We start from the raw sequence: 23436 nt of genomic DNA, 5'->3' as shown, positions 1-23436 counted from the left end.
CCTTGAATCTTTACACTACGCCTGCACGCAGTAAATCATGCATATGTAACACACCGAGTAAATGGTCGCCATCGGCAACCATCACGGAGGTGATATGGCGGGACTGCATTAAGTTCAGTGCCTCAACGGCCAGAATGCCAGGGCGTACACGTATTCCCCCCGGCGTCATCACATCGGCAATACTTAACTGACGAACATCCACACCCATATCGAAGACACGGCGTAAATCACCGTCGGTAAAGATGCCTTCAATCATCATATTGTCATCGCAAATGACCGTCATACCAAGATTTTTGCGGGTAACTTCCAGCAACGCGTCGCGCAGGCTGGCCGTTTTCTTAACATGCGGGATCTCATCGCCCGTATGCATAATATCGTTTACGCGCAGCAGAAGTTTACGACCCAGTGCGCCGCCGGGGTGTGAGAGCGCAAAATCTTCAGCAGTAAAGCCGCGTGCTTTTAACAGCGCGACAGCGAGCGCATCGCCCATAACCAGCGTGGCGGTCGTGCTGCTGGTCGGTGCCAGCCCTAACGGACAGGCTTCTTTCGCTACTTTAACACACAGATGCACATCTGCGGCGCGCGCCATGCTGCTCTCCGGGCGACCGGTGATGCAGATTAACGGCACGTGAAGACGCTTAAGCACTGGAATTAAGGCCGTGATTTCGCTGGATTCACCGGAGTTAGAGATAGCAATCACCACGTCCTGCGGGGTGACCATACCCAAATCACCATGAGCAGCTTCACCTGGATGGACGAAAAATGAAGGTGTACCAGTGCTGGCAAACGTTGCCGCCATTTTGCGCCCAATATGCCCCGATTTCCCCATCCCCATGACGACAACTTTCCCTTTACACCAGAACATCTTTTCACAGGCAAGCGTGAAATTCTGATTGATGTATTGATCAAGCTCCGCCAGGCAGTCACGTTCAATCGCCAGGACTTCTTTACCTGCTTGCTGAAAGTCAAAACCCGGTTGTAACTCTACGTGCGACATAATGCGTTTCCAGTTATTCAACGAGTATTGGCGATAACCAGTACAACATCGCCAGCCATACGATAAATCCGCCAGTTAATAATACCCCTACACCACGGCCCGGTTGCGGGGAGCGCCGCCAGCACAGCAACGCAAAAATAATGCTCACCAGCAACATCACGCTGTAGTCACGACTGTACGCCAGTGGATCAATCTCTCCAGGCGTTATCAGCGCGGGTAAACCCAACACGATGACAATATTAAAAATGTTTGCGCCAATGATATTCCCGACAGCAATGTCGTTTTCACCTTTGCGAACCCCCGCGATTGCGGTTGCCAGTTCTGGCAGACTGGTTCCGATAGCGATTGCCGTCAGACCCATCGTCAACTCGCTGATGGCAAAGTAATTCGCCAGCACCGTGGCGTTATCAACCACCATCCGCGTGGCCACTGGCATGATGATCAGCGCAATGCCGAGCCATAAAAACGCGACGGGCAATCCGCCTTCACGCGGCAGCTCTGCAAGCTGCTCTCTGGTCAGGCTGTCAGTCCCCTGACGTTCAGCCAGACGTGCAAGTTTAACAATGAACAGCAGCCATAGCACAGCCAGAAAGAGGAGAAAGATACCATCGCTGCGACTAAGTTGTCCGTCATAGAGTACGGAACCGGCCACCACACTGACCAACAACATTAAGGGTAATTCGCGGCGCAGAACATCGGAATGGACGGTAAAAGGACGTACCAGCGCAGCCAGACCGAGGATCAGCAAAATATTGATAATGTTTGATCCGAGGGCTACACCAACGGCTAAATCGCGTTGTTCGTGCAGTGATGCGGCAAGCGAAACGATGATTTCTGGTAACGATGTGCCAATACTGACCACCGTCATGCCGATGATCAGTGGCGGTATGCCAAAGGATCGGCAAAGAATGGACGCGGCAAATACCAGGCGGTCGGCACTGTAAACGACCAAAAGTAAACCAACAATTAACAGTGCCGTAGCTAAAAGCATCTAACGTCCTTTCTTCAGGTATACTCGCCGGTCCGCTGAAGATTTTCAGAAAGCCGTAACGGATTCTTAATTTTGACTTTATGCGGCTAAAAAGTAAAACAAATGCCAGCTTTCGCTAACCACGGCGGGTAATATTCTGTAAATATGTTGGGTTCAAGGTTAAATTGAGCGCCATGCTTAGAAAATCAACGCAAGACGAAGGGTGAATTATGGAGCAGTCTGTGGCGAATTTAGTCGATATGCGCGATGTCAGTTTTACGCGTGGCAATCGCTGCATCTTCGATAATATTTCCCTGACCGTGCCGCGAGGGAAGATCACGGCGATCATGGGACCATCGGGCATCGGTAAAACGACGCTACTCCGTCTGATTGGCGGGCAAATCGCACCAGATCATGGTGAGATCCTTTTCGATGGTGAGAATATTCCGGCGATGTCTCGTTCGCGCCTGTATACAGTGCGCAAACGGATGAGCATGTTGTTTCAGTCCGGGGCGTTGTTCACAGATATGAACGTATTTGACAACGTTGCCTATCCACTACGCGAACATACCCAACTTCCCGCACCTTTATTGCATAGCACAGTGATGATGAAGCTGGAGGCCGTGGGGCTGCGCGGAGCGGCTAAACTGATGCCTTCTGAACTTTCCGGAGGGATGGCGCGGCGTGCAGCGCTGGCGCGAGCAATTGCGCTGGAGCCGGATCTCATCATGTTTGATGAACCCTTTGTTGGGCAAGATCCCATCACCATGGGCGTACTGGTGAAGCTGATTTCTGAGCTGAACAGCGCGCTGGGCGTGACTTGTGTGGTGGTTTCTCACGATGTGCCGGAAGTGTTAAGTATTGCGGATCACGCCTGGATCCTGGCGGACAAAAAAATTGTCGCTCATGGCAGTGCTCAGGCGTTGCAGGCGAATCCTGATCCGCGCGTACGTCAGTTTCTGGACGGGATAGCTGACGGGCCTGTTCCGTTCCGCTATCCTGCCGGCGATTATCACGCTGATCTTTTACCAGGGAGTTAAGCCACTCATGCTGTTAAATGCGCTGGCGTCGCTCGGACATAAAGGGATTAAAACCCTGAGAACGTTCGGGCGGGCCGGGTTAATGTTATTCAATGCGCTGGTCGGCAAACCGGAATTTCGCAAACATGCGCCACTGCTGGTACGTCAGCTCTATAATGTTGGCGTCCTGTCGATGCTGATTATTGTGGTTTCTGGCGTGTTCATCGGAATGGTGCTGGGGCTGCAAGGTTATCTGGTTCTGACCACTTATAGTGCGGAAACCAGTCTGGGTATGCTGGTGGCGTTATCACTACTGCGTGAACTGGGGCCGGTGGTTGCCGCGTTGTTGTTTGCCGGACGTGCCGGTTCGGCGTTAACCGCAGAAATTGGCCTGATGCGCGCCACAGAGCAACTCTCCAGTATGGAGATGATGGCGGTGGATCCGTTGCGTCGGGTTATTTCTCCCCGTTTCTGGGCTGGGGTTATTTCATTGCCACTGCTGACGGTCATCTTCGTCGCCGTGGGGATCTGGGGCGGATCACTGGTCGGCGTCAGTTGGAAAGGCATTGATAGCGGGTTCTTCTGGTCGGCAATGCAAAATGCCGTCGACTGGCGTATGGATCTGGTCAACTGTCTGATTAAGAGCGTGGTGTTCGCCATTACGGTGACGTGGATTTCGTTGTTTAACGGCTACGACGCCATCCCGACGTCTGCCGGGATTAGCCGGGCAACCACTCGCACCGTTGTCCACTCGTCTCTGGCTGTTCTGGGGCTGGATTTTGTGCTGACCGCATTGATGTTTGGGAATTGAGTTCATGCAAACGAAAAAAAATGAAATTTGGGTGGGTATCTTTTTATTAGCAGCACTGCTGGCGGCGCTGTTTGTTTGCCTGAAGGCGGCGAACGTGACGTCCATACGTACTGAACCGACCTATACGCTTTATGCGACGTTCGATAACATTGGCGGCCTGAAAGCGCGCTCTCCGGTCAGCATTGGTGGCGTTGTTGTGGGCCGGGTGGCGGATATTACGCTGGACCCGAAAACCTATCTGCCACGCGTAACGCTGGAAATTGAACAACGTTATAACCACATTCCTGATACCAGTTCGCTGAGCATCCGTACTTCCGGCCTGCTGGGGGAACAATATCTGGCATTAAACGTCGGTTTTGAAGACCCGGAACTGGGGACTGCTATCCTGAAGGATGGCGATACAATCCAGGACACTAAGTCTGCGATGGTGCTGGAAGATCTCATTGGTCAGTTCCTTTACGGTAGTAAAGGCGATGACAATAAGAATAGTGGCGATGCGCCAGCTGCTGCGCCAGGTAATAATGAAACCACTGAACCTGTGGGTACAACGAAATAATTTCAGGAGAACCGACGCATGTTTAAACGTTTAATGATGGTCGCTTTGCTGGTGATTGCACCGCTGAGTGCGGCAACCGCGGCAGACCAGACCAATCCGTATAAGCTGATGGACGAGGCGGCGCAGAAAACGTTCGATCGCCTGAAGAATGAGCAACCGCAAATTCGGGCCAACCCGGATTATCTGCGTACCATTGTTGATCAGGAACTGCTGCCATACGTACAGGTGAAATACGCCGGGGCTCTGGTTCTGGGCCAGTATTACAAGAGTGCGACTCCCGCCCAGCGTGATGCTTACTTTGCCGCTTTCCGTGAGTATCTGAAGCAGGCTTACGGTCAGGCATTGGCGATGTATCATGGTCAGACTTATCAGATCGCGCCAGAACAGCCTCTGGGTGATAAAACCATTGTGCCTATTCGCGTGACCATTATTGACCCGAATGGCCGCCCGCCGGTGCGTCTGGACTTCCAATGGCGTAAAAACTCCCAGACGGGCAACTGGCAGGCTTACGACATGATTGCAGAGGGTGTCAGCATGATCACCACCAAACAAAATGAGTGGGGGACGCTGCTGCGTACCAAAGGTATCGACGGCCTGACTGCGCAACTGAAATCGATTTCTCAACAGAAAATCACTCTGGAAGAGAAAAAGTAATGAGCGAGTCACTGAGCTGGATGCAGACGGGTGACACGCTGGCGTTATCCGGAGAGCTGGATCAGGACGTTCTGCTACCGCTTTGGGAAATGCGTGAGGAGGCGGTGAAGGGGATTACCTGCATCGATCTTAGCCGTGTATCCCGCGTTGATACAGGTGGACTGGCGCTGCTGCTCCATCTTATCGATCTGGCGAAAAAGCAGGGCAACAATGTGACGCTTCAGGGGGTAAACGACAAAGTGTATACCCTGGCGAAATTGTATAATTTGCCTGCTGATGTTCTGCCTCGTTAAATTTTTTCAGGCCGGATAAGGCGTTAACCGCCTGTCCGGCAAACCTGCCTGCAAGTTGAGCCTTGTCTGATTTATCAGCGAGGCTTTTTGCTTATTTATGCCAGCGCAACTTTGCTCTAAGATGTTTCGCTGGTTTATTAACTGATGATTGAAGATCCCATGGAAAATAATGAAATTCAGAGCGTGTTGATGAACGCTCTCTCCCTCCAGGAAGTCCACGTTTCCGGCGATGGCAGCCACTTTCAGGTTATTGCCGTGGGTGAGTTGTTTGACGGCATGAGTCGGGTTAAAAAACAGCAGACGGTCTATGGCCCGCTGATGGAATATATTGCGGATAACCGCATTCATGCTGTGTCGATCAAAGCGTATACCCCTGCGGAGTGGGCGCGCGATCGCAAACTGAACGGCTTTTGAGCTATGGGCGATTCGCCGGTAGCGGATATGAATTGTTAACTGAGAACAAACTAAATGGATAAATTTCGTGTTCAGGGGCCAACGAAGCTCCAGGGCGAAGTCACAATTTCCGGCGCTAAAAATGCTGCTCTGCCTATTCTTTTTGCCGCACTACTGGCGGAAGAACCGGTAGAGATCCAGAACGTCCCGAAACTGAAAGACGTTGATACATCAATGAAGCTGCTAAGCCAGCTGGGTGCGAAAGTAGAGCGTAATGGTTCTGTGCATATTGATGCCCGCGAGGTTAATGTATTCTGCGCACCTTACGATCTGGTTAAAACCATGCGTGCTTCTATCTGGGCACTGGGGCCGCTGGTAGCGCGCTTTGGGCAGGGGCAAGTTTCACTGCCTGGCGGTTGTACGATCGGTGCGCGTCCGGTTGATCTACACATTTCTGGCCTCGAACAATTAGGCGCGACCATCAAACTGGAAGAAGGTTACGTTAAAGCTTCCGTCGACGGTCGTCTGAAAGGCGCACATATCGTGATGGATAAAGTCAGCGTTGGCGCAACGGTGACCATCATGTGTGCTGCAACCCTGGCGGAAGGCACCACGATTATTGAAAACGCAGCGCGTGAACCGGAAATCGTCGATACCGCGAACTTCCTGATTACGCTGGGTGCGAAAATTAGCGGTCAGGGCACCGATCGTATCATCATCGAAGGTGTGGAACGTTTAGGCGGCGGTGTCTATCGCGTGCTGCCGGATCGTATCGAAACCGGTACTTTCCTTGTGGCTGCGGCGATCTCTCGCGGCAAAATTATCTGCCGTAACGCACAGCCAGATACTCTTGACGCTGTGCTGGCGAAATTGCGTGACGCTGGAGCGGACATTGAAGTCGGCGAAGACTGGATTAGCCTGGATATGCATGGCAAACGGCCGAAAGCTGTTAACGTACGTACCGCGCCGCATCCGGCATTCCCGACCGATATGCAGGCCCAGTTCACACTGCTGAACCTGGTGGCAGAAGGCACCGGATTCATCACCGAAACGGTCTTTGAAAACCGCTTTATGCACGTACCAGAGCTGAGTCGTATGGGCGCGCATGCTGAAATTGAAAGTAATACCGTTATTTGTCACGGTGTTGAAAAACTTTCTGGCGCACAGGTTATGGCAACCGATCTACGTGCTTCAGCAAGCCTGGTGCTGGCTGGTTGTATTGCGGAAGGGACAACGGTGGTTGATCGTATTTATCACATCGATCGTGGCTACGAACGTATTGAAGACAAACTGCGCGCTTTAGGTGCAAATATTGAGCGTGTGAAAGGCGAGTAATCGTCCGAGAGCTGGCAGCCCCGTTCGCGGGGCTACCGCCAGACCACTCATTTTTTCGGTTTAGTGTAGCTACGCATCAACTGCGTTCTGTCGATAAACTCATGGGTCTGCGGATCATGGTAGCGTGATGGCCAGATAACCCAGGGGTCAGTTCCCAGGGCTTTCGCAATAATCATCTCTCCTTTCGGCCATGGGCGCGATAATGCGTTCGCCAGCGTTGAGGAACTCAAACCATTTCTACGAGATTCCGCCGCCATTGACGTTCCTTTCTTGCGTAAACCCGCAATGATGTCAGCGGGATGCCAGTCAATGAAATTACTTTCCATCTTTCCTCACTCCTTAAGTTAGTCGCTTTCATTCAGAACACTTCTTCTGTCGAGCATCACTATACTCCTGATGGCCTATTGCTCTAAAAAGTTCCTGTAAAGAGTGTGAATATTCAGAATATATAAAGATACATACACTGGTTTTTCAGGCGTTATCACGCTGAATAAGTGTTTTTATGGAACTTATTGGAATCATCCCGCGCACTGCGCGGGATGAGGGGGAGGGGATTAACGATCGCGTTGAACAGCGATGTGCGCGAGGCCGATGAGTGCTTCTCGCCACGGGGTGTCCGGGAGCACCTGTAACGCTGCGATGGCTTTGTCTGCTTCTTCCTCGGCACGCTGACGCGTCCATTCAAGAGAGCCACAAGCGTTCATTGCTTCCAGAACCGGTTCCAGAAGATGACGACCGTTACCCTGTTCGATGGCGGTACGAATCATCTGTGCCTGTTCTGGTGTGCCATGATGCATTGCATGCAGCAGCGGCAGCGTCGGTTTACCTTCGTTCAGATCGTCGCCGACGTTTTTACCTAACTGTTCGCCATCGGCATTGTAATCGAGTAAATCGTCGATCAACTGGAAAGCGGTGCCGAGATAACGCCCATAATCCTGCAGGCCTTTCTCCTCCTCCGGCGTACAGCCAGCCAGAATCCCGGAACACTGCGCGGCAGCCTCAAACAGACGCGCGGTCTTGCTGTAGATAACGCGCATGTAGTTTTCTTCGGTGATGTCCGGGTCGTTAACGTTCATCAGTTGCAGAACTTCACCTTCTGCGATGACGTTTACGGCTTCAGACATCACTTCCAGCACTTTGAGCGAACCGAGGCTGGTCATCATCTGGAACGCGCGGGTATAAATAAAATCGCCTACCAGCACGCTGGCGGCATTGCCAAATGCGGCGTTGGCGGTAGCTTTACCCCTGCGCATATCTGATTCATCCACAACGTCGTCGTGCAGCAGAGTCGCCGTGTGGATAAACTCGATCAGGGCAGCAATGGTGACATGCGCATTTCCCTCATAGCCAACAGCTCGTGCAGCCAGTACAGCAATCATCGGACGAATACGTTTACCGCCGCCGCTGACGATGTAATAGCCTAACTGATTGATCAGTTGGACGTCTGAATTAAGCTGCTCAAGGATTGCCGCATTAACACCCGCCATATCTTGCGCGGTTAACTCATTGATTTTTTCTAAATTCATCGCAAAAGCCGGGCTTTTCGCCCCGATTACCTTACTGTGAACAAAGGCAACTTAGGGTTTATGGTTAGGAATATAGGGTGATTGTACTGAAAAAATGGCACAGATAAACGTTACCGTACAAGTTGTGTTTTTTTTCTTCGTGTATTGACTGTAGCACTTGTCAAAGGCGTGCGTTTTGCGTAATATTCGCGCCCTATTGTGAATATTTATAGCGCACTCTGAATCATTGAAAAGGTGTGCGCGGAAGCGGAGTTTTATATGTACGCGGTTTTCCAAAGTGGTGGTAAACAACACCGAGTAAGCGAAGGTCAGACCGTTCGCCTGGAAAAGCTGGACATCGCAACTGGCGAAACTGTTGAGTTCGCTGAAGTGCTGATGATCGCAAACGGTGAAGAAGTCAAAATCGGCGTTCCTTTCGTTGATGGCGGCGTAATCAAAGCTGAAGTTGTTGCTCACGGTCGTGGCGAGAAAGTTAAAATCGTTAAGTTTCGTCGTCGTAAACACTATCGTAAGCAGCAGGGCCATCGTCAGTGGTTCACTGATGTGAAAATTACTGGCATCAGCGCCTAAGACCTGAGGAGAGATTTCAAATGGCACATAAAAAGGCTGGCGGCTCCACACGTAACGGTCGCGATTCAGAAGCTAAACGCCTGGGCGTTAAGCGTTTCGGTGGCGAATCCGTTCTGGCGGGTAGCATCATCGTTCGTCAACGTGGTACCAAATTCCACGCAGGCGCTAACGTAGGTTGCGGTCGTGACCACACTCTGTTTGCTAAAGCAGACGGTAAAGTGAAATTCGAAGTTAAAGGCCCGAAAAACCGTAAATTTATCAGCATCGAAGCTGAATAAGTTTTTCGCGTCCCGGTAACGGATGAAAGCCCCGCAACACGTTGCGGGGCTTTTTACATTCGATAACCGGTAAAAATTCGCATCGTGCGGCGTTAACTCGCAAATGCGTTTTGTAGGGAATACGGTATGAAGCAGCAGGCAGGCATTGGCATTCTTTTGGCGCTCACCACAGCAATTTGCTGGGGGGCGTTGCCAATTGCAATGAAGCAGGTGCTGGAGGTGATGGAACCTCCGACAATCGTGTTTTACCGTTTCTTGATGGCGAGTATTGGCCTTGGTGCCATTCTTGCGGTGAAGAAGAGGTTGCCGCCATTACGCGTGTTTCGTAAGCCACGCTGGTTGATTTTGTTAGCAGTGGCGACCGCCGGGCTGTTTGGGAACTTCATCCTGTTCAGCTCATCTTTGCAATACCTGAGTCCGACCGCTTCGCAGGTGATTGGGCAACTCTCGCCAGTTGGCATGATGGTTGCCAGCGTATTTATCCTGAAAGAGAAAATGCGCAGCACTCAGGTTGTAGGGGCATTGATGCTCCTGAGCGGCCTGGTGATGTTTTTTAACACCAGTCTGGTCGAGATATTTACAAAGCTCACCGATTACACCTGGGGAGTTATTTTTGGGGTCGGTGCGGCGACGGTTTGGGTGAGTTATGGCGTGGCGCAAAAGGTTTTATTACGTCGGCTGGCCTCACCGCAGATCCTGTTTTTATTGTACACTTTATGTACAATTGCGCTCTTCCCTCTGGCAAATCCTGGAGTGATAGCGCAGCTTAGCCACTGGCAGCTCGCATGTTTAATTTTTTGCGGACTGAATACATTGGTAGGATATGGCGCCCTGGCGGAAGCGATGGCTCGCTGGCAGGCAGCGCAGGTGAGCGCGATCATCACGCTCACCCCACTGTTTACGCTGTTTTTTTCAGATCTTTTATCACTGGCCTGGCCCGATTTCTTCGCCAGACCGATGTTAAACCTTTTAGGTTATCTCGGTGCGTTTGTCGTGGTTGCGGGCGCGATGTATTCCGCCATTGGTCATCGTATTTGGGGCGGTTTACGTAAGCATACAACGGTGGTATCGCAACCCCGCGCAGGCGAATGATTTACGGAGAATAAAATGAAGTTTGTTGATGAAGCATCGATTCTGGTCGTTGCAGGTGATGGCGGTAATGGTTGCGTGAGCTTCCGCCGCGAAAAGTATATTCCGAAAGGCGGCCCGGATGGCGGCGACGGCGGTGATGGTGGTGACGTCTGGATGGAAGCCGACGAGAACCTGAACACGCTGATCGATTATCGTTTTGAAAAATCTTTCCGTGCAGAACGCGGTCAGAACGGCGCAAGCCGCGATTGTACCGGTAAGCGCGGTAAAGACGTCACGATTAAAGTGCCGGTAGGTACGCGTGTTATCGATCAGGGTACCGGTGAAACCATGGGCGATATGACCAAACACGGTCAGCGTCTGCTGGTTGCCAAGGGCGGCTGGCACGGTCTGGGCAATACCCGCTTCAAATCGTCCGTTAACCGTACGCCACGGCAGAAAACCAACGGTACGCCGGGCGATAAGCGCGAGCTGCTGCTGGAGCTGATGCTGCTGGCTGACGTCGGTATGCTGGGAATGCCGAATGCGGGTAAATCGACCTTTATCCGCGCGGTCTCGGCGGCTAAACCGAAAGTGGCGGATTATCCGTTTACCACTCTGGTACCGAGCCTGGGTGTGGTTCGTATGGATAACGAAAAGAGCTTCGTTGTTGCCGATATTCCAGGACTGATTGAAGGCGCTGCGGAAGGCGCAGGTCTGGGCATTCGCTTTCTGAAGCACCTGGAACGTTGCCGCGTCCTGTTGCACCTCATCGATATCGATCCGATTGACGGCACCGATCCGGTTGAAAACGCGCGTATTATTATCAGCGAGCTGGAAAAATACAGCCAGGATCTGGCGGCAAAACCACGTTGGTTAGTCTTCAACAAGATCGACCTGCTGGATAAGGCAGAGGCTGAAGAGAAAGCTAAAGCAATCGCGGAGGCGCTGGGCTGGGAAGATAAATATTATCTGATCTCTGCGGCGAGCGGACTGGGCGTGAAAGATCTCTGCTGGGATGTGATGACTTTTATCATTGAAAACCCAGTTGTGCAGGCCGAAGAAGCGAAACAGCCAGAGAAAGTCGAATTCATGTGGGATGATTATCACCGTCAGCAGCTTGAAGAGATTGCTGAAGAGGATGATGAAGACTGGGATGACGACTGGGACGAAGACGACGAAGAAGGCGTTGAGTTCATTTACAAGCGTTAATCAGCTAAACCCCGGCCATGTGCCGGGGTTTCTCTTTAGACTAATTATTCTGATAAATATCTTTATACAAACGGCTTTCAAAACGCACTAACGGAATGCGGCGATTACGCTGATCCGCGGGTTCTACCGCATAGCCAGAAAGATATTGTACAAACGCCATTCGTTGCCCGCTCGCTGTGGTAATGAATCCCGCCAGGTTATATACCCCCTGCAAAGAGCCGGTTTTTGCTGAGACCTTTCCGTCCACGCCAGCCTGATGCAGGCCCGCACGGTACTGCAAAGAGCCGTCATAGCCTGCCAGCGGCAGCATAGAGATAAAGTTAAGTTCATTGTCATGTTGGGCAATGTATTGCAGCACCTGCATCATGGTGGCAGGTGCAATCAGGTTATGCCGCGAAAGCCCTGAACCATCGGCAATAATCGTGTTACCAATATCGATACCAGCTTGCTGACGCAGGATCTGACGTACGGCATCCGATCCGGCCCGCCATGTTCCGGGCACATTGAAGCGCGCATGGCCTATCATGCGGAAAACCGTATCGGCAATCATGTTGTCTGACTTTTTCAGCATAATCTTAAGCAGATCGTGCAGCGGGGCCGACTGTTTACTGGCAACTACCGTTCCGGGTTCATTAACCTGAGTCTGGCGCAGTAGTGTTCCGCTCCAGGTGATACCTGCCTGTTTTAACTCATCTTTCAGAATTGCACCGGCATAGCTGGCTCCATCCTGTATGGCAAAAGCCAACGGGAGCGGCTCAGAACGTTGTGGCAGGCATCCGGTCAGCGTAAAGCGGTTCAGGTCGCCTGGCACCACATCCAGCTCGCAATATTGCGCTTCGGCAGAACCACGGGGGAGGGTGCGTACCTGGCTGAACATCGTAACAGGGTAATAAGATGCCACGCGTATAAAGGCCATATCACCGGGTTTTTGGGCACTGTAGAGCGAGACGGAGAAACAGTTGCGGTCAACTATGGCGGCGGCAGGCGGAGCGCTAAAGCATTGTGTCATGTCATTCCACGGCCAGCCGGGGGCTTTATCGTGGCTGGCAAAAATGGAGGTGTCTATCAACACATTACCATCAATTTGGTTGACGCCAGATTTTTTCAAAGTCGTGACCATATTGTGAATATCCTGACGTTTTAACGTCGGATCGGCACCAAATCGCGCCACTAAGTCACCCTTGAGTACGCCGTTTTCCACATTGCCTTTGGTTTCAAGCGTAGTAGTAAAACGAAAATCGGGGCCGAGTTGAATCAACGCCGCCAGCGCAGTAATCACTTTCTGCGTACTGGCGGGCAGCGCCATCTGCTGACTGTGGTAATCAATAGCGGGGGCCGATGCGCCGACTTTTTGCACCATCAGGGCAAGGTTGGCACCAGCGGGGAGTTGAGTAATGTACTCATCAACATTCGCGGCCTGAACACTGAACGCTATACAGCTGGTCAATCCGATGATAAATCTGGAAAATCGCATAATCTCGCGCTAACAACCTGGAATCGAGCCGTCATACTACGGCGCAACGCCCTATAAAGTAAACGATGACCCTGCGGGAACTTCAGGGTAAAATGACTATCAAAATGTGAATTGCAGCTGACCTGGGACTTGTACCCGGGTCGGTATTTTTTTGCTTCTGGTCCCGGTGAGGAGTTATGCCGGGCAGGCCGAACAGCCGGGGTGGGTGAAGACTTGCCCCATCAGGAATATTCAAGAGGTATAACAAATGCAAGCTATTCCGATGACCTTACGCGGCGCTGAAAAATTACGCGAAGAGCTGGATTTTCTGAAATCTGTGCGCCGTCCTGAAATCATTGCTGCTATCGCGGAAGCGCGTGAGCATGGCGACCTGAAAGAAAACGCCGAATACCACGCAGCTCGTGAACAGCAGGGTTTCTGCGAAGGTCGTATCAAAGATATTGAAGCCAAACTGTCGAACGCGCAGGTGATTGATGTCACCAAAATGCCTAACAATGGGCGCGTTATTTTTGGTGCTACCGTAACGGTGTTGAATCTGGATTCTGACGAAGAGCAGACTTATCGCATCGTTGGCGATGATGAGGCTGACTTTAAACAGAACCTGATTTCTGTAAACTCGCCTATTGCTCGTGGCCTGATCGGCAAAGAAGAAGATGATGTTGTGGTCATCAAAACGCCGGGCGGCGAAGTTGAATTTGAAGTAATTAAGGTGGAATACCTGTAAGAATTACCCAATACTCAAGATGTTGATGTATTGTAAAGAAAGGAAAAAGGCCGCTATGCGGCCTTTTATCAACGAACAGAGCGTGGCATTTTGCTCTCCTGCCTGCGGAAAACCCCTCGTTTTACACAGCAAATGTGTGTAACTTTAGGATAATCTTAGCGTGGCAACGAGATTTTACGTTCTTTAGTTGGGCGATAAAGCACCAGCGTTTTACCGATGACCTGTACATTACAGGCGCCGGTTTCGCGCACGATAGCTTCCACGATCAAGGTTTTAGTTTCGCGATCTTCGGTGGCGATTTTCACCTTGATGAGTTCATGGTGCTCTAACGCTTGTTCAATCTCGGCCAGCACCCCTTCGGTCAAACCATTACTGCCAAGCAGAACAACTGGCTTGAGCGGATGTGCCAGACCTTTCAGGTGCTGTTTTTGTTTAGTACTCAGATTCATCGTATTTTTTGCTTACGTTGGGATTGAAAACGGGTCATTCTACCGCCATCTCCCATATATCACCAAATAGGCGCGTAAAAATTTACGCAATTGGTTACGATGAGTTATCCCCATGGGAAAGTTAAATGACAGGTAAGAAGCGTTCTGCCAGCTCCAGCCGCTGGCTTCAGGAACACTTTAGCGATAAATATGTTCAACAGGCACAGAAAAAGGGGTTACGTTCCCGTGCCTGGTTTAAACTTGATGAAATACAGCAAAGTGACAAACTCTTTAAACCGGGAATGACGGTTGTCGACCTTGGTGCTGCTCCGGGTGGTTGGTCACAATATGTGGTCACCCAAATTGGCGGCAAAGGCCGCATCATCGCTTGCGATCTTTTACCTATGGATCCTATCGTTGGTGTGGACTTTCTTCAGGGCGATTTTCGTGATGAACTGGTGATGAAAGCACTGCTGGAGCGCGTTGGCGACAGCAAAGTCCAGGTTGTCATGTCCGATATGGCACCAAACATGAGCGGAACACCGGCGGTGGATATCCCCCGTGCCATGTATCTGGTGGAACTGGCGTTAGAAATGTGTCGTGATGTATTAGCGCCAGGTGGCAGTTTTGTAGTGAAGGTGTTCCAGGGCGAAGGTTTCGATGAGTATCTAAGGGAAATTCGCTCCCTGTTTACGAAGGTCAAAGTTCGTAAGCCGGACTCTTCTCGTGCACGTTCGCGGGAAGTGTATATTGTAGCGACCGGGCGTAAACCCTAACCGGGAGATTTCAGACGAAAGTTTGAAAGATGCTGGATATAGAGTATCCTGACGCTGTTTTTAACACAGTTGTAATAAGAGGTTAATCCCTTGAGTGACATGGCGAAAAACCTAATACTCTGGCTGGTCATTGCCGTTGTGCTGATGTCAGTATTCCAGAGCTTTGGGCCCAGCGAGTCTAATGGCCGTAAGGTGGATTACTCTACCTTCCTACAAGAGGTCAATAACGACCAGGTTCGTGAAGCGCGTATCAACGGACGTGAAATCAACGTTACCAAGAAAGATAGTAACCGTTATACCACTTACATTCCGGTTCAGGATCCGAAATTACTGGATAACCTGTTGACCAAGAACGTCAAGGTTGTCGGTGAACCGCCTGAAGAACCAAGCCTGCTGGCTTCTATCTTCATCTCCTGGTTCCCGATGCTGTTGCTGATTGGTGTCTGGATCTTCTTCATGCGTCAAATGCAGGGCGGCGGTGGCAAAGGTGCCATGTCGTTCGGTAAGAGCAAAGCGCGCATGCTGACGGAAGATCAGATCAAAACGACCTTTGCTGACGTTGCGGGCTGCGACGAAGCAAAAGAAGAAGTTGCTGAACTGGTTGAGTATCTGCGCGAGCCGAGCCGCTTCCAGAAACTCGGCGGTAAGATCCCGAAAGGCGTCCTGATGGTCGGTCCTCCGGGTACCGGTAAAACGCTGCTGGCGAAAGCGATTGCAGGCGAAGCGAAAGTTCCGTTCTTTACTATCTCCGGTTCTGACTTCGTAGAAATGTTCGTCGGTGTGGGTGCATCCCGTGTTCGTGACATGTTCGAACAGGCGAAGAAAGCGGCTCCGTGCATCATCTTTATCGATGAAATCGACGCCGTAGGCCGCCAGCGTGGCGCAGGTCTGGGCGGTGGTCACGATGAACGTGAACAGACTCTGAACCAGATGCTGGTTGAGATGGATGGCTTCGAAGGTAACGAAGGTATCATCGTTATCGCTGCGACTAACCGTCCGGACGTTCTCGACCCGGCGCTGCTGCGTCCTGGCCGTTTCGACCGTCAGGTTGTGGTTGGCTTGCCAGATGTTCGCGGTCGTGAGCAGATTCTGAAAGTTCACATGCGTCGCGTACCATTGGCACCCGATATCGACGCGGCAATCATTGCCCGTGGTACTCCAGGTTTCTCCGGTGCTGACCTGGCGAACCTGGTGAACGAAGCGGCACTGTTCGCTGCTCGTGGCAACAAACGTGTTGTGTCGATGGTTGAGTTCGAGAAAGCGAAAGACAAAATCATGATGGGTGCGGAACGTCGCTCCATGGTGATGACGGAAGCGCAGAAAGAATCGACTGCTTACCACGAAGCAGGTCACGCGATTATCGGTCGCCTGGTGCCGGAACACGATCCGGTGCACAAAGTAACGATTATCCCGCGCGGTCGTGCGCTGGGTGTGACCTTCTTCTTGCCTGAGGGCGACGCAATCAGCGCCAGCCGTCAGAAACTGGAAAGCCAGATTTCTACGCTGTACGGCGGTCGTCTGGCAGAAGAGATCATCTACGGGCCGGAACATGTTTCTACCGGGGCGTCCAACGATATTAAAGTTGCGACCAACCTGGCGCGTAACATGGTTACCCAGTGGGGCTTCTCTGAGAAACTCGGTCCGCTGCTGTATGCGGAAGAAGAAGGTGAAGTGTTCCTCGGTCGTAGCGTAGCGAAAGCGAAACATATGTCCGATGAAACGGCACGTATCATCGACCAGGAAGTGAAAGCACTGATCGAGCGTAACTATAATCGTGCGCGTCAGCTTCTGACCGACAATATGGATATTCTGCATGCGATGAAAGATGCTCTCATGAAATATGAGACTATCGACGCACCGCAGATTGATGACCTGATGGCACGTCGCGATGTACGTCCGCCAGCGGGCTGGGAAGAACCAGGCGCTTCTAACAATTCTGGCGACAATGGTAGTCCAAAGGCTCCGCGTCCGGTTGATGAACCGCGTACGCCGAACCCGGGTAACACCATGTCAGAGCAGTTAGGCGACAAGTAAGTTCCCGCATTAGATGACTGTATTTGTACCGAAAACCCCGGGGCGTGCTCCGGGGTTTTTTCTTATCAATTCATACCAGGGATAACATCATGAAACTCTTTGCCCAGGGCACTTCACTGGACCTTAGCCATCCTCACGTAATGGGGATCCTCAACGTTACGCCTGATTCCTTTTCGGATGGCGGCACGCATAACTCGCTGATAGATGCGGTGAAACATGCGAATCTGATGATTAACGCTGGTGCGACGATCATTGACGTTGGTGGCGAGTCCACGCGCCCAGGGGCGGCGGAAGTTAGCGTTGAAGAAGAGTTGCAACGTGTTATTCCTGTGGTTGAGGCAATTGCTCAACGCTTCGAAGTCTGGATCTCGGTAGATACTTCCAAACCAGAAGTCATCCGTGAGTCAGCGAAAGTTGGTGCTCACATTATTAACGATATTCGCTCTCTTTCCGAACCTGGCGCTCTGGAAGCTGCTGCAGAAACCGGTTTGCCAGTTTGCCTGATGCATATGCAGGGAAATCCAAAAACCATGCAGGAAGCCCCGAAGTATGATGATGTCTTTGCGGAAGTGAATCGCTACTTTATTGAGCAGATAGCTCGTTGTGAGCAGGCGGGTATCGCAAAAGAGAAATTGTTGCTCGACCCCGGATTCGGTTTCGGTAAAAATCTCTCCCATAACTATTCATTACTGGCGCGCCTGGCTGAATTTCACCATTTCAACCTGCCGCTGTTGGTGGGTATGTCACGAAAATCGATGATTGGGCAATTGCTGAACGTGGGGCCGTCCGAGCGCCTGAGCGGTAGTTTGGCCTGTGCGGTCATTGCCGCAATGCAAGGTGCGCACATCATTCGTGTTCATGACGTCAAAGAAACCGTAGAAGCGATGCGGGTGGTGGAAGCCACTCTGTCTGCAAAGGAAAACAAACGCTATGAGTAATCGTAAATATTTCGGTACCGATGGGATTCGTGGTCGTGTAGGGGATGCGCCGATCACCCCTGATTTTGTACTTAAGTTGGGTTGGGCCGCCGGTAAAGTGCTGGCGCGCCACGGCTCGCGTAAGATCATTATTGGTAAAGACACGCGTATTTCTGGCTATATGCTGGAGTCAGCACTGGAAGCGGGTCTGGCGGCTGCGGGCCTTTCCGCACTCTTTACAGGCCCGATGCCTACACCTGCCGTGGCTTATCTGACGCGTACCTTCCGCGCAGAGGCCGGGATTGTAATTTCTGCATCGCATAACCCATTCTACGATAACGGCATTAAATTCTTTTCTATTGACGGTACTAAGCTGCCGGATGCAGTTGAAGAAGCCATCGAAGCGGAAATGGAAAAAGAGATCAGCTGTGTTGATTCGGCAGAACTGGGTAAAGCCAGCCGTATCGTTGATGCTGCGGGTCGCTATATCGAGTTTTGCAAAGCCACGTTCCCGAACGAACTTAGCCTCAGTGAACTGAAGATTGTGGTGGATTGCGCAAATGGCGCGACTTATCACATCGCGCCGAACGTACTGCGTGAACTGGGGGCGAACGTTATCGCTATCGGTTGTGAGCCGAACGGCGTAAACATCAATGCCGAAGTGGGGGCAACTGATGTTCGTGCGTTACAGGCGCGCGTACTGGCTGAAAAAGCAGATCTTGGTATCGCCTTTGACGGTGACGGCGACCGCGTGATTATGGTTGACCATGAAGGCAATAAAGTCGATGGCGACCAGATTATGTATATCATCGCGCGCGAAGGTCTGCGTCAGGGCCAACTGCGTGGTGGCGCGGTGGGTACATTGATGAGCAACATGGGGCTGGAACTCGCCCTGAAACAGCTAGGAATTCCGTTTGCTCGTGCGAAAGTGGGCGATCGCTACGTACTGGAAAAAATGCAGGAGAAAGGCTGGCGTATCGGTGCAGAGAACTCTGGTCATGTGATCCTGCTGGATAAAACCACAACCGGTGACGGCATCGTTGCTGGTTTGCAGGTACTGGCGGCGATGGCGCGTAACCATATGAGCCTGCACGACCTTTGCAGTGGTATGAAAATGTTCCCGCAGATTCTGGTTAACGTGCGTTACACCGCAGGTAGTGGCGATCCGCTGGAGCATGAATCAGTCAAAGCTGTAACCGCAGAAGTTGAAGCGGCGCTGGGTAGCCGTGGACGTGTGCTGTTGCGTAAATCCGGCACCGAACCGTTAATTCGCGTGATGGTGGAAGGCGAAGACGAAGCGCAGGTGACTGAATTTGCACACCGCATCGCCGATGCAGTAAAAGCCGTTTAACGCGTTATATAACTGGCTAAAAAGGCGGCGATTGTCGCCTTTTTTCTCAGCGAACACATCGGTTTTGCTGTTTTTTTCCGCAGTTGATACAATGCGATAAAATTGCCCTTGCGAAGGTCATTCGCTTTGGTTAGTATTCACACCCGCTTCAGTGGGAAAGATTAGAAACTCCCGCTTTATTGGTTGAAGCATTGGTACGCGGCAACTCCGCAAGGAACAGGTTGATTATGTACGAAGCTCTTTTAGTAGTTTTCCTTATTGTGGCAATTGGCCTTGTTGGTCTGATCATGCTGCAGCAAGGTAAAGGCGCTGATATGGGAGCCTCCTTCGGAGCAGGCGCTTCCGCTACGCTGTTTGGTTCAAGTGGTTCTGGTAACTTCATGACCCGCATGACGGCGCTGCTGGCAACGTTATTCTTCATCATCAGTCTGGTGCTGGGTAACATCAATAGCAACAAAACCAATAAAGGTAGCGAATGGGAAAATCTGAGTGCACCGGCGAAAACCGAACAAACTCAGCCAGCTGCTCCGGCTAAGCCGACCAGCGATATCCCGAACTAAAAAGTAGTATCCGTGCCGAGGTGGTGGAATTGGTAGACACGCTACCTTGAGGTGGTAGTGCCCAATAGGGCTTACGGGTTCAAGTCCCGTCCTCGGTACCAAATTCCAGAAAAGAGACGCTGAAAAGCGTCTTTTTTTGTTTTATATCCCCGCATTTTATTGGCTGGATAACGAGCCCCCTCAACTCCTCTCTCTTTGCCTCCTGACTCCGCATAAATCCTTCAAAATAAGATCTGAATCACTTTTGTTTGGTAGAGCATATAAGCTAAGTGTAAACATTTTTTCAAAATGATATAGATCAGGACTTCAGTTTTTCTAATGTATAAAATCGCACGCCGTCGATATTTACTCTGTTCTTATCTACGGGTTTGGGGATGGCTGCACATAACGTATTTCGAAAAATTAAAAATAACTGGCTTATAATTTTTTGTGTAATTATTTTTTCTCTGATTAATATCATTGCTTCTTCAGGATCACATCTGGTTCATCGAACACTTTTCTTTGTGCTTTTTATCCTTGTTATAAAACGCACAGCGTCTTTCCCTTTACGTTTATTATTTGGTATCCCAGTTATGCTGTTGGCTGCTGCGGATCTCTGCATCAGCCTCTATGCATGGTGTACCTTCGGCACCAGTTTCAATGATGGCTTTGCGATAAGCGTTTTACAAAGTGATCCAGATGAGATTACAAAGATGCTGGGGCTTTATATTGTTTATTGCATTATTTTCCTTGCCCTGTTCGCACTCTTTTTATCCTCGGTAATAAAATATGATGTTTCGCTACCGGGAAAAAAAATCACAGTGACGTTGTTGCTGATTCTGATTGCGATAAGCTTATTTTCTTCAGTCAAGTTTGCCCTTAAAGATAAAAAAACAAAGAAAACGGTAGATCCTTATATTGTGGCATCCCGATTCGCAACATATACACCATTTTTCAACTTAAATTATTTCGCTTTAGCCGCAAAGGAATACCACAGGCTGATGGCCATTGCTGACAAAGTGCCAGGCTATCAATTAGAACTAAGCGATAATGGCATCGATGATTATGTATTAATTGTAGGGGAGTCAGTAAGGGCCTCGAATATGTCCATCTATGGGCATAACAGATCGACAACGCCACAGCTCGAAAAACAGAAGGAGCGTATTAAGCTTTTTACTCAGGCGATAAGCGGAGCGCCTTATACTGCGTTAGCCGTTCCTCTTACTTTAACTGTGGATACTGTATTTGATCACGATATCCAGCATTACCCTGACAACATCATTAATATGGCTAATCAGGCTGGGTTTGACACATACTGGCTTAGTGCTCAAGCTGCATTCAGACAGAACGGGACTGCTGTTGCCAGTATTGCGATGCGAGCGAAAGAAAGAGTCTATGTCAGAGGATATGACGAATTGTTGCTTCCGCATCTGGCTGAGGCATTAAATAAAAAATCGCCAAATAAGAAACTGATTGTTCTCCATCTGGTTGGCAGTCATGAACCTGTTTGCGCCACATATCCAGAAGCCAAAGCTGTGTATTATCCATTGGATAATCAGGATGCCTGTTATGACAACTCAATTCATTACACCGATAGCATTTTAGGGCAGGTCTTTGCGCTGCTTAAAAATAAGCGAGCCTCGGTTATGTATTTTGCTGACCATGGGCTTGAACGCGATCCAACGGCAAAACATAGCTATTTCCACGGTGGGAAGAAACCTAGTCAGGAAGCTTATCATGTACCGATGTTTATCTGGTACAGCCCAATGCTCGGTGAGAACGTTGATCGTTCGACAGTAACTGATATTTTTTCCACTGCTTATAACGACTATCTTATCAATGCGTGGATGGGAGTTACCCGACCAGAACAACCTAAAACACTTAAAGACGTGATCTCTCACTATCAGGGGGAATCGCGGGTTATTGACGGAAGCCATGAAATGTTTGATTACCGGGAACTAAGACGAAATTTTAATGCGGACAAGCAGTAACTGAATGACCCTGCCCATAAAAGGGCAGGGAAAAATTGAGGTTTTATTTCGCTTTATTTTCCAGATTCTCCACCTGCGGCACGCCTGAAGCGGCAGAGGAGGAAAGCAGGCCAGTTTTGGCATAACCGAAAAGTTTCTCGCGGGTATCGGTGATATCCAGGTTGCGCATGGTCAGTTGACCGATACGATCATCTGGCGAGAACACCGAGTCGCCTTTTTCCATCGTCAGACGCTCTGGCTTGTAGGTCAGATTGTCAGAGACGGTATTAAGGATGGAGTAATCGTTCCCGCGGCGCAGTTCCAGGGTAACTTCACCAGTGATCTGGCTGGCAACCCAGCGTTGCAGGGAGTCACGCAGCATCAGCGCCTGGGAGTCAAACCAACGTCCTTGGTACAGCAGACGGCCCAACTGACGACCATGTGCATGATACTGCTCAATGGTGTCTTCGTTGTGAATACCAGTAAGCAGACGTTCATACGCAATGTGCAGCAGCGCCATCCCCGGAGCCTCGTAAATACCACGGCTTTTCGCTTCGATGATACGGTTTTCAATCTGGTCGCTCATGCCCAGGCCGTGACGACCGCCGATGCGGTTAGCTTCCAGCATCATTTCTACGTCGTCGCTAAAGGTTTTACCATTCAGCGCCACTGGATGACCTTGCTCAAAGCGTACTGTGACTTCTTCTGCCGGGATCTTCACGCTCTCATCCCAGAACTTCACGCCCATAATCGGGTTGACGATTTTGACGCTGGAGTTGAGGTATTCCAGATCCTTCGCTTCATGCGTTGCACCAAGCATGTTGGAGTCCGTGGAGTAGGCTTTTTCGACAGACATTTTGTAGTCGAAACCGCAGGCAATCATAAATTCAGACATTTCATGACGACCGCCCAGTTCATCAATAAAGTCAGTATCAAGCCACGGTTTGTAAATCTGCAGTTCAGCATTGGTCAGCAGACCGTAACGATAGAAACGTTCGATATCGTTTCCTTTATAGGTGCTGCCGTCACCCCAGATATTCACGCCATCTTCTTTCATGGCAGCAACCAGCATGGTGCCGGTCACGGCGCGGCCCAGCGGCGTCGTGTTGAAATAGGTCAGGCCGCCAGTTGTGTTATGAAATGCGCCACACTGAATAGCGGCAATACCTTCGGCCACCAGTTGTTTGCGGCAGTCGATCAGACGTGCGTTCTCCGCGCCGTATTCCATGGCACGACGAGGGATCGCATCATAATCCTCTTCGTCTGGCTGGCCCAGATTTGCAGTATATGCATAAGGAACCGCTCCCTTTTGTCGCATCCACAGCAGTGCGGCACTGGTGTCCAGACCGCCGGAAAAAGCGATACCAATACGTTGACCTACCGGGAGATGCTTGAGAATCGTCGTCATAAAATAACACCCTGCTTAATTAACTGATGATGAGCCTGGATTTCCGCTCTCACTGAATTTTTATGCAAAATAAATGAGTTTTAATTTAATCATCTTTTATCGATGACAGGAAGAGTTTAGTGTGTTTTTTGTA

25 protein-coding genes and 1 tRNA gene are annotated in these 23436 nt (G+C 50.6%); 19 read left to right on the top strand and 7 right to left on the bottom strand.

From position 1 onward, the window contains the following. Nucleotides 1-10 precede the first annotated feature (10 nt). Together kdsD and QUE34_RS19530 are read right to left on the bottom strand one after the other, a co-directional pair. Nucleotides 11-997, bottom strand: coding sequence for an arabinose-5-phosphate isomerase KdsD (gene kdsD, locus QUE34_RS19535; RefSeq protein WP_001352909.1), 987 nt, complete (start codon nt 995-997; stop codon nt 11-13). 13 nt (nt 998-1010) lie between these two features. Next, nucleotides 1011-1988 carry a calcium/sodium antiporter gene (locus QUE34_RS19530; protein WP_032185194.1) on the bottom strand — a complete coding sequence of 326 codons (978 nt, stop codon included), beginning with the start codon at nt 1986-1988 and terminating at the stop codon, nt 1011-1013. Nucleotides 1989-2197: 209 nt separating this feature from the next. Here QUE34_RS19530 and mlaF point away from each other — a divergent pair, with 209 nt between their 5' ends. The 7 genes from mlaF to murA all read left to right on the top strand — a co-directional run bounded on the left by mlaF (nt 2198) and on the right by murA (nt 7028). Next, the gene (gene mlaF, locus QUE34_RS19525) at nt 2198-3007 is read left to right on the top strand and encodes a phospholipid ABC transporter ATP-binding protein MlaF (RefSeq protein ID WP_000438245.1); all 810 of its coding nucleotides are present in this window, start codon (nt 2198-2200) and stop codon (nt 3005-3007) included. A 7-nt stretch (nt 3008-3014) separates the two neighbouring features. Further along, a complete protein-coding gene (mlaE, locus tag QUE34_RS19520) occupies nt 3015-3797 on the top strand; it encodes a lipid asymmetry maintenance ABC transporter permease subunit MlaE (RefSeq protein WP_000925795.1) in 783 nt (260 codons plus the stop codon). A 4-nt stretch (nt 3798-3801) separates the two neighbouring features. Next, nucleotides 3802-4353, top strand: coding sequence for an outer membrane lipid asymmetry maintenance protein MlaD (gene mlaD / locus QUE34_RS19515; protein ID WP_001296448.1), 552 nt, complete (start codon nt 3802-3804; stop codon nt 4351-4353). Nucleotides 4354-4371: 18 nt separating this feature from the next. Further along, the gene (gene mlaC, locus QUE34_RS19510) at nt 4372-5007 is read left to right on the top strand and encodes a phospholipid-binding protein MlaC (RefSeq protein ID WP_000476484.1); all 636 of its coding nucleotides are present in this window, start codon (nt 4372-4374) and stop codon (nt 5005-5007) included. Beyond that, the gene (gene mlaB / locus QUE34_RS19505; RefSeq protein ID WP_000004488.1) at nt 5007-5300 is read left to right on the top strand and encodes a lipid asymmetry maintenance protein MlaB; all 294 of its coding nucleotides are present in this window, start codon (nt 5007-5009) and stop codon (nt 5298-5300) included. The genes mlaC and mlaB overlap by 1 nt, the downstream gene beginning before the upstream one ends. A 159-nt stretch (nt 5301-5459) precedes the next feature. Beyond that, a complete protein-coding gene (gene ibaG, locus QUE34_RS19500; RefSeq protein WP_000429656.1) occupies nt 5460-5714 on the top strand; it encodes a BolA family iron metabolism protein IbaG in 255 nt (84 codons plus the stop codon). 54 nt (nt 5715-5768) lie between these two features. Then, nucleotides 5769-7028, top strand: coding sequence for a UDP-N-acetylglucosamine 1-carboxyvinyltransferase (gene murA / locus QUE34_RS19495; protein ID WP_000357278.1), 1260 nt, complete (start codon nt 5769-5771; stop codon nt 7026-7028). Between the two features lie 47 nt (nt 7029-7075). Here murA and sfsB read toward each other — a convergent pair whose 3' ends face one another. Both sfsB and ispB read right to left on the bottom strand, forming a co-directional pair. Continuing rightward, nucleotides 7076-7354 carry a DNA-binding transcriptional regulator SfsB gene (sfsB, locus tag QUE34_RS19490; protein WP_000445413.1) on the bottom strand — a complete coding sequence of 93 codons (279 nt, stop codon included), beginning with the start codon at nt 7352-7354 and terminating at the stop codon, nt 7076-7078. A gap of 228 nt (nt 7355-7582) precedes the next feature. Further along, nucleotides 7583-8554, bottom strand: a complete 972-nt coding sequence (gene ispB / locus QUE34_RS19485; protein ID WP_001047336.1) for an octaprenyl diphosphate synthase — start codon at nt 8552-8554, stop codon at nt 7583-7585. 258 nt (nt 8555-8812) lie between these two features. Here ispB and rplU point away from each other — a divergent pair, with 258 nt between their 5' ends. From rplU to cgtA, 4 genes are all read left to right on the top strand, one after another. Next, complete coding sequence (gene rplU, locus QUE34_RS19480) at nt 8813-9124, top strand: 50S ribosomal protein L21 (protein ID WP_000271401.1); 312 nt, start codon at nt 8813-8815, stop codon at nt 9122-9124. A gap of 20 nt (nt 9125-9144) precedes the next feature. After that, nucleotides 9145-9402, top strand: coding sequence for a 50S ribosomal protein L27 (rpmA, locus tag QUE34_RS19475; RefSeq protein ID WP_000940595.1), 258 nt, complete (start codon nt 9145-9147; stop codon nt 9400-9402). Between the two features lie 126 nt (nt 9403-9528). Further along, nucleotides 9529-10494 carry a DMT family transporter gene (locus tag QUE34_RS19470; RefSeq protein ID WP_000813040.1) on the top strand — a complete coding sequence of 322 codons (966 nt, stop codon included), beginning with the start codon at nt 9529-9531 and terminating at the stop codon, nt 10492-10494. A gap of 15 nt (nt 10495-10509) precedes the next feature. Beyond that, entirely contained in the window at nt 10510-11682 is a 1173-nt protein-coding gene (gene cgtA / locus QUE34_RS19465) for an Obg family GTPase CgtA (RefSeq protein ID WP_000673561.1), read from the top strand. Nucleotides 11683-11722: 40 nt separating this feature from the next. On the opposite strand, the gene dacB is transcribed toward cgtA, so the two are convergent. Continuing rightward, nucleotides 11723-13156 (bottom strand): serine-type D-Ala-D-Ala carboxypeptidase, encoded by a 1434-nt coding sequence (gene dacB, locus QUE34_RS19460; protein WP_105268622.1) that lies wholly within the window; start codon nt 13154-13156, stop codon nt 11723-11725. Between the two features lie 247 nt (nt 13157-13403). Between dacB and greA the strand changes: the two genes are divergently transcribed. Continuing rightward, on the top strand, nt 13404-13880 hold the full coding sequence (gene greA / locus QUE34_RS19455; protein WP_001148001.1) for a transcription elongation factor GreA: 477 nt from the start codon (nt 13404-13406) through the stop codon (nt 13878-13880). Nucleotides 13881-14035: 155 nt separating this feature from the next. Here the strand turns inward: greA and yhbY are convergent, their stop codons facing one another. Continuing rightward, on the bottom strand, nt 14036-14329 hold the full coding sequence (gene yhbY / locus QUE34_RS19450; RefSeq protein ID WP_001054420.1) for a ribosome assembly RNA-binding protein YhbY: 294 nt from the start codon (nt 14327-14329) through the stop codon (nt 14036-14038). Between the two features lie 125 nt (nt 14330-14454). Here yhbY and rlmE point away from each other — a divergent pair, with 125 nt between their 5' ends. The 7 genes from rlmE (at nt 14455) to QUE34_RS19415 (ending at nt 21916) form a co-directional block, all read left to right on the top strand. Continuing rightward, entirely contained in the window at nt 14455-15084 is a 630-nt protein-coding gene (rlmE, locus tag QUE34_RS19445) for a 23S rRNA (uridine(2552)-2'-O)-methyltransferase RlmE (RefSeq protein WP_000145975.1), read from the top strand. A gap of 99 nt (nt 15085-15183) precedes the next feature. Then, a complete protein-coding gene (gene ftsH / locus QUE34_RS19440; protein ID WP_001107467.1) occupies nt 15184-17118 on the top strand; it encodes an ATP-dependent zinc metalloprotease FtsH in 1935 nt (644 codons plus the stop codon). Nucleotides 17119-17207: 89 nt separating this feature from the next. Beyond that, nucleotides 17208-18056, top strand: coding sequence for a dihydropteroate synthase (gene folP / locus QUE34_RS19435; protein ID WP_000764731.1), 849 nt, complete (start codon nt 17208-17210; stop codon nt 18054-18056). Further along, nucleotides 18049-19386, top strand: a complete 1338-nt coding sequence (gene glmM / locus QUE34_RS19430) for a phosphoglucosamine mutase (protein WP_000071137.1) — start codon at nt 18049-18051, stop codon at nt 19384-19386. Before folP ends, glmM begins: the two co-directional genes overlap by 8 nt. 227 nt (nt 19387-19613) lie before the next feature. Then, the gene (secG, locus tag QUE34_RS19425; protein WP_001295556.1) at nt 19614-19946 is read left to right on the top strand and encodes a preprotein translocase subunit SecG; all 333 of its coding nucleotides are present in this window, start codon (nt 19614-19616) and stop codon (nt 19944-19946) included. Between the two features lie 14 nt (nt 19947-19960). After that, a tRNA-Leu gene (locus tag QUE34_RS19420) sits at nt 19961-20047 on the top strand. 273 nt (nt 20048-20320) lie between these two features. After that, entirely contained in the window at nt 20321-21916 is a 1596-nt protein-coding gene (locus QUE34_RS19415) for a phosphoethanolamine transferase (RefSeq protein ID WP_077757013.1), read from the top strand. A gap of 43 nt (nt 21917-21959) precedes the next feature. On the opposite strand, the gene argG is transcribed toward QUE34_RS19415, so the two are convergent. Next, a complete protein-coding gene (gene argG, locus QUE34_RS19410) occupies nt 21960-23303 on the bottom strand; it encodes an argininosuccinate synthase (RefSeq protein WP_032303840.1) in 1344 nt (447 codons plus the stop codon). Between the last annotated feature and the right edge of the window lie 133 nt (nt 23304-23436).

Source organism: Escherichia sp. KS167_9B, from assembly GCF_030295215.1.
In the GTDB taxonomy this organism is placed as follows: Bacteria; Pseudomonadota; Gammaproteobacteria; order Enterobacterales; family Enterobacteriaceae; genus Escherichia; species Escherichia coli_F.
Note: the sequence above shows the minus strand (reverse complement) of the source record. Positions and strands in the feature narration are given on the sequence as shown.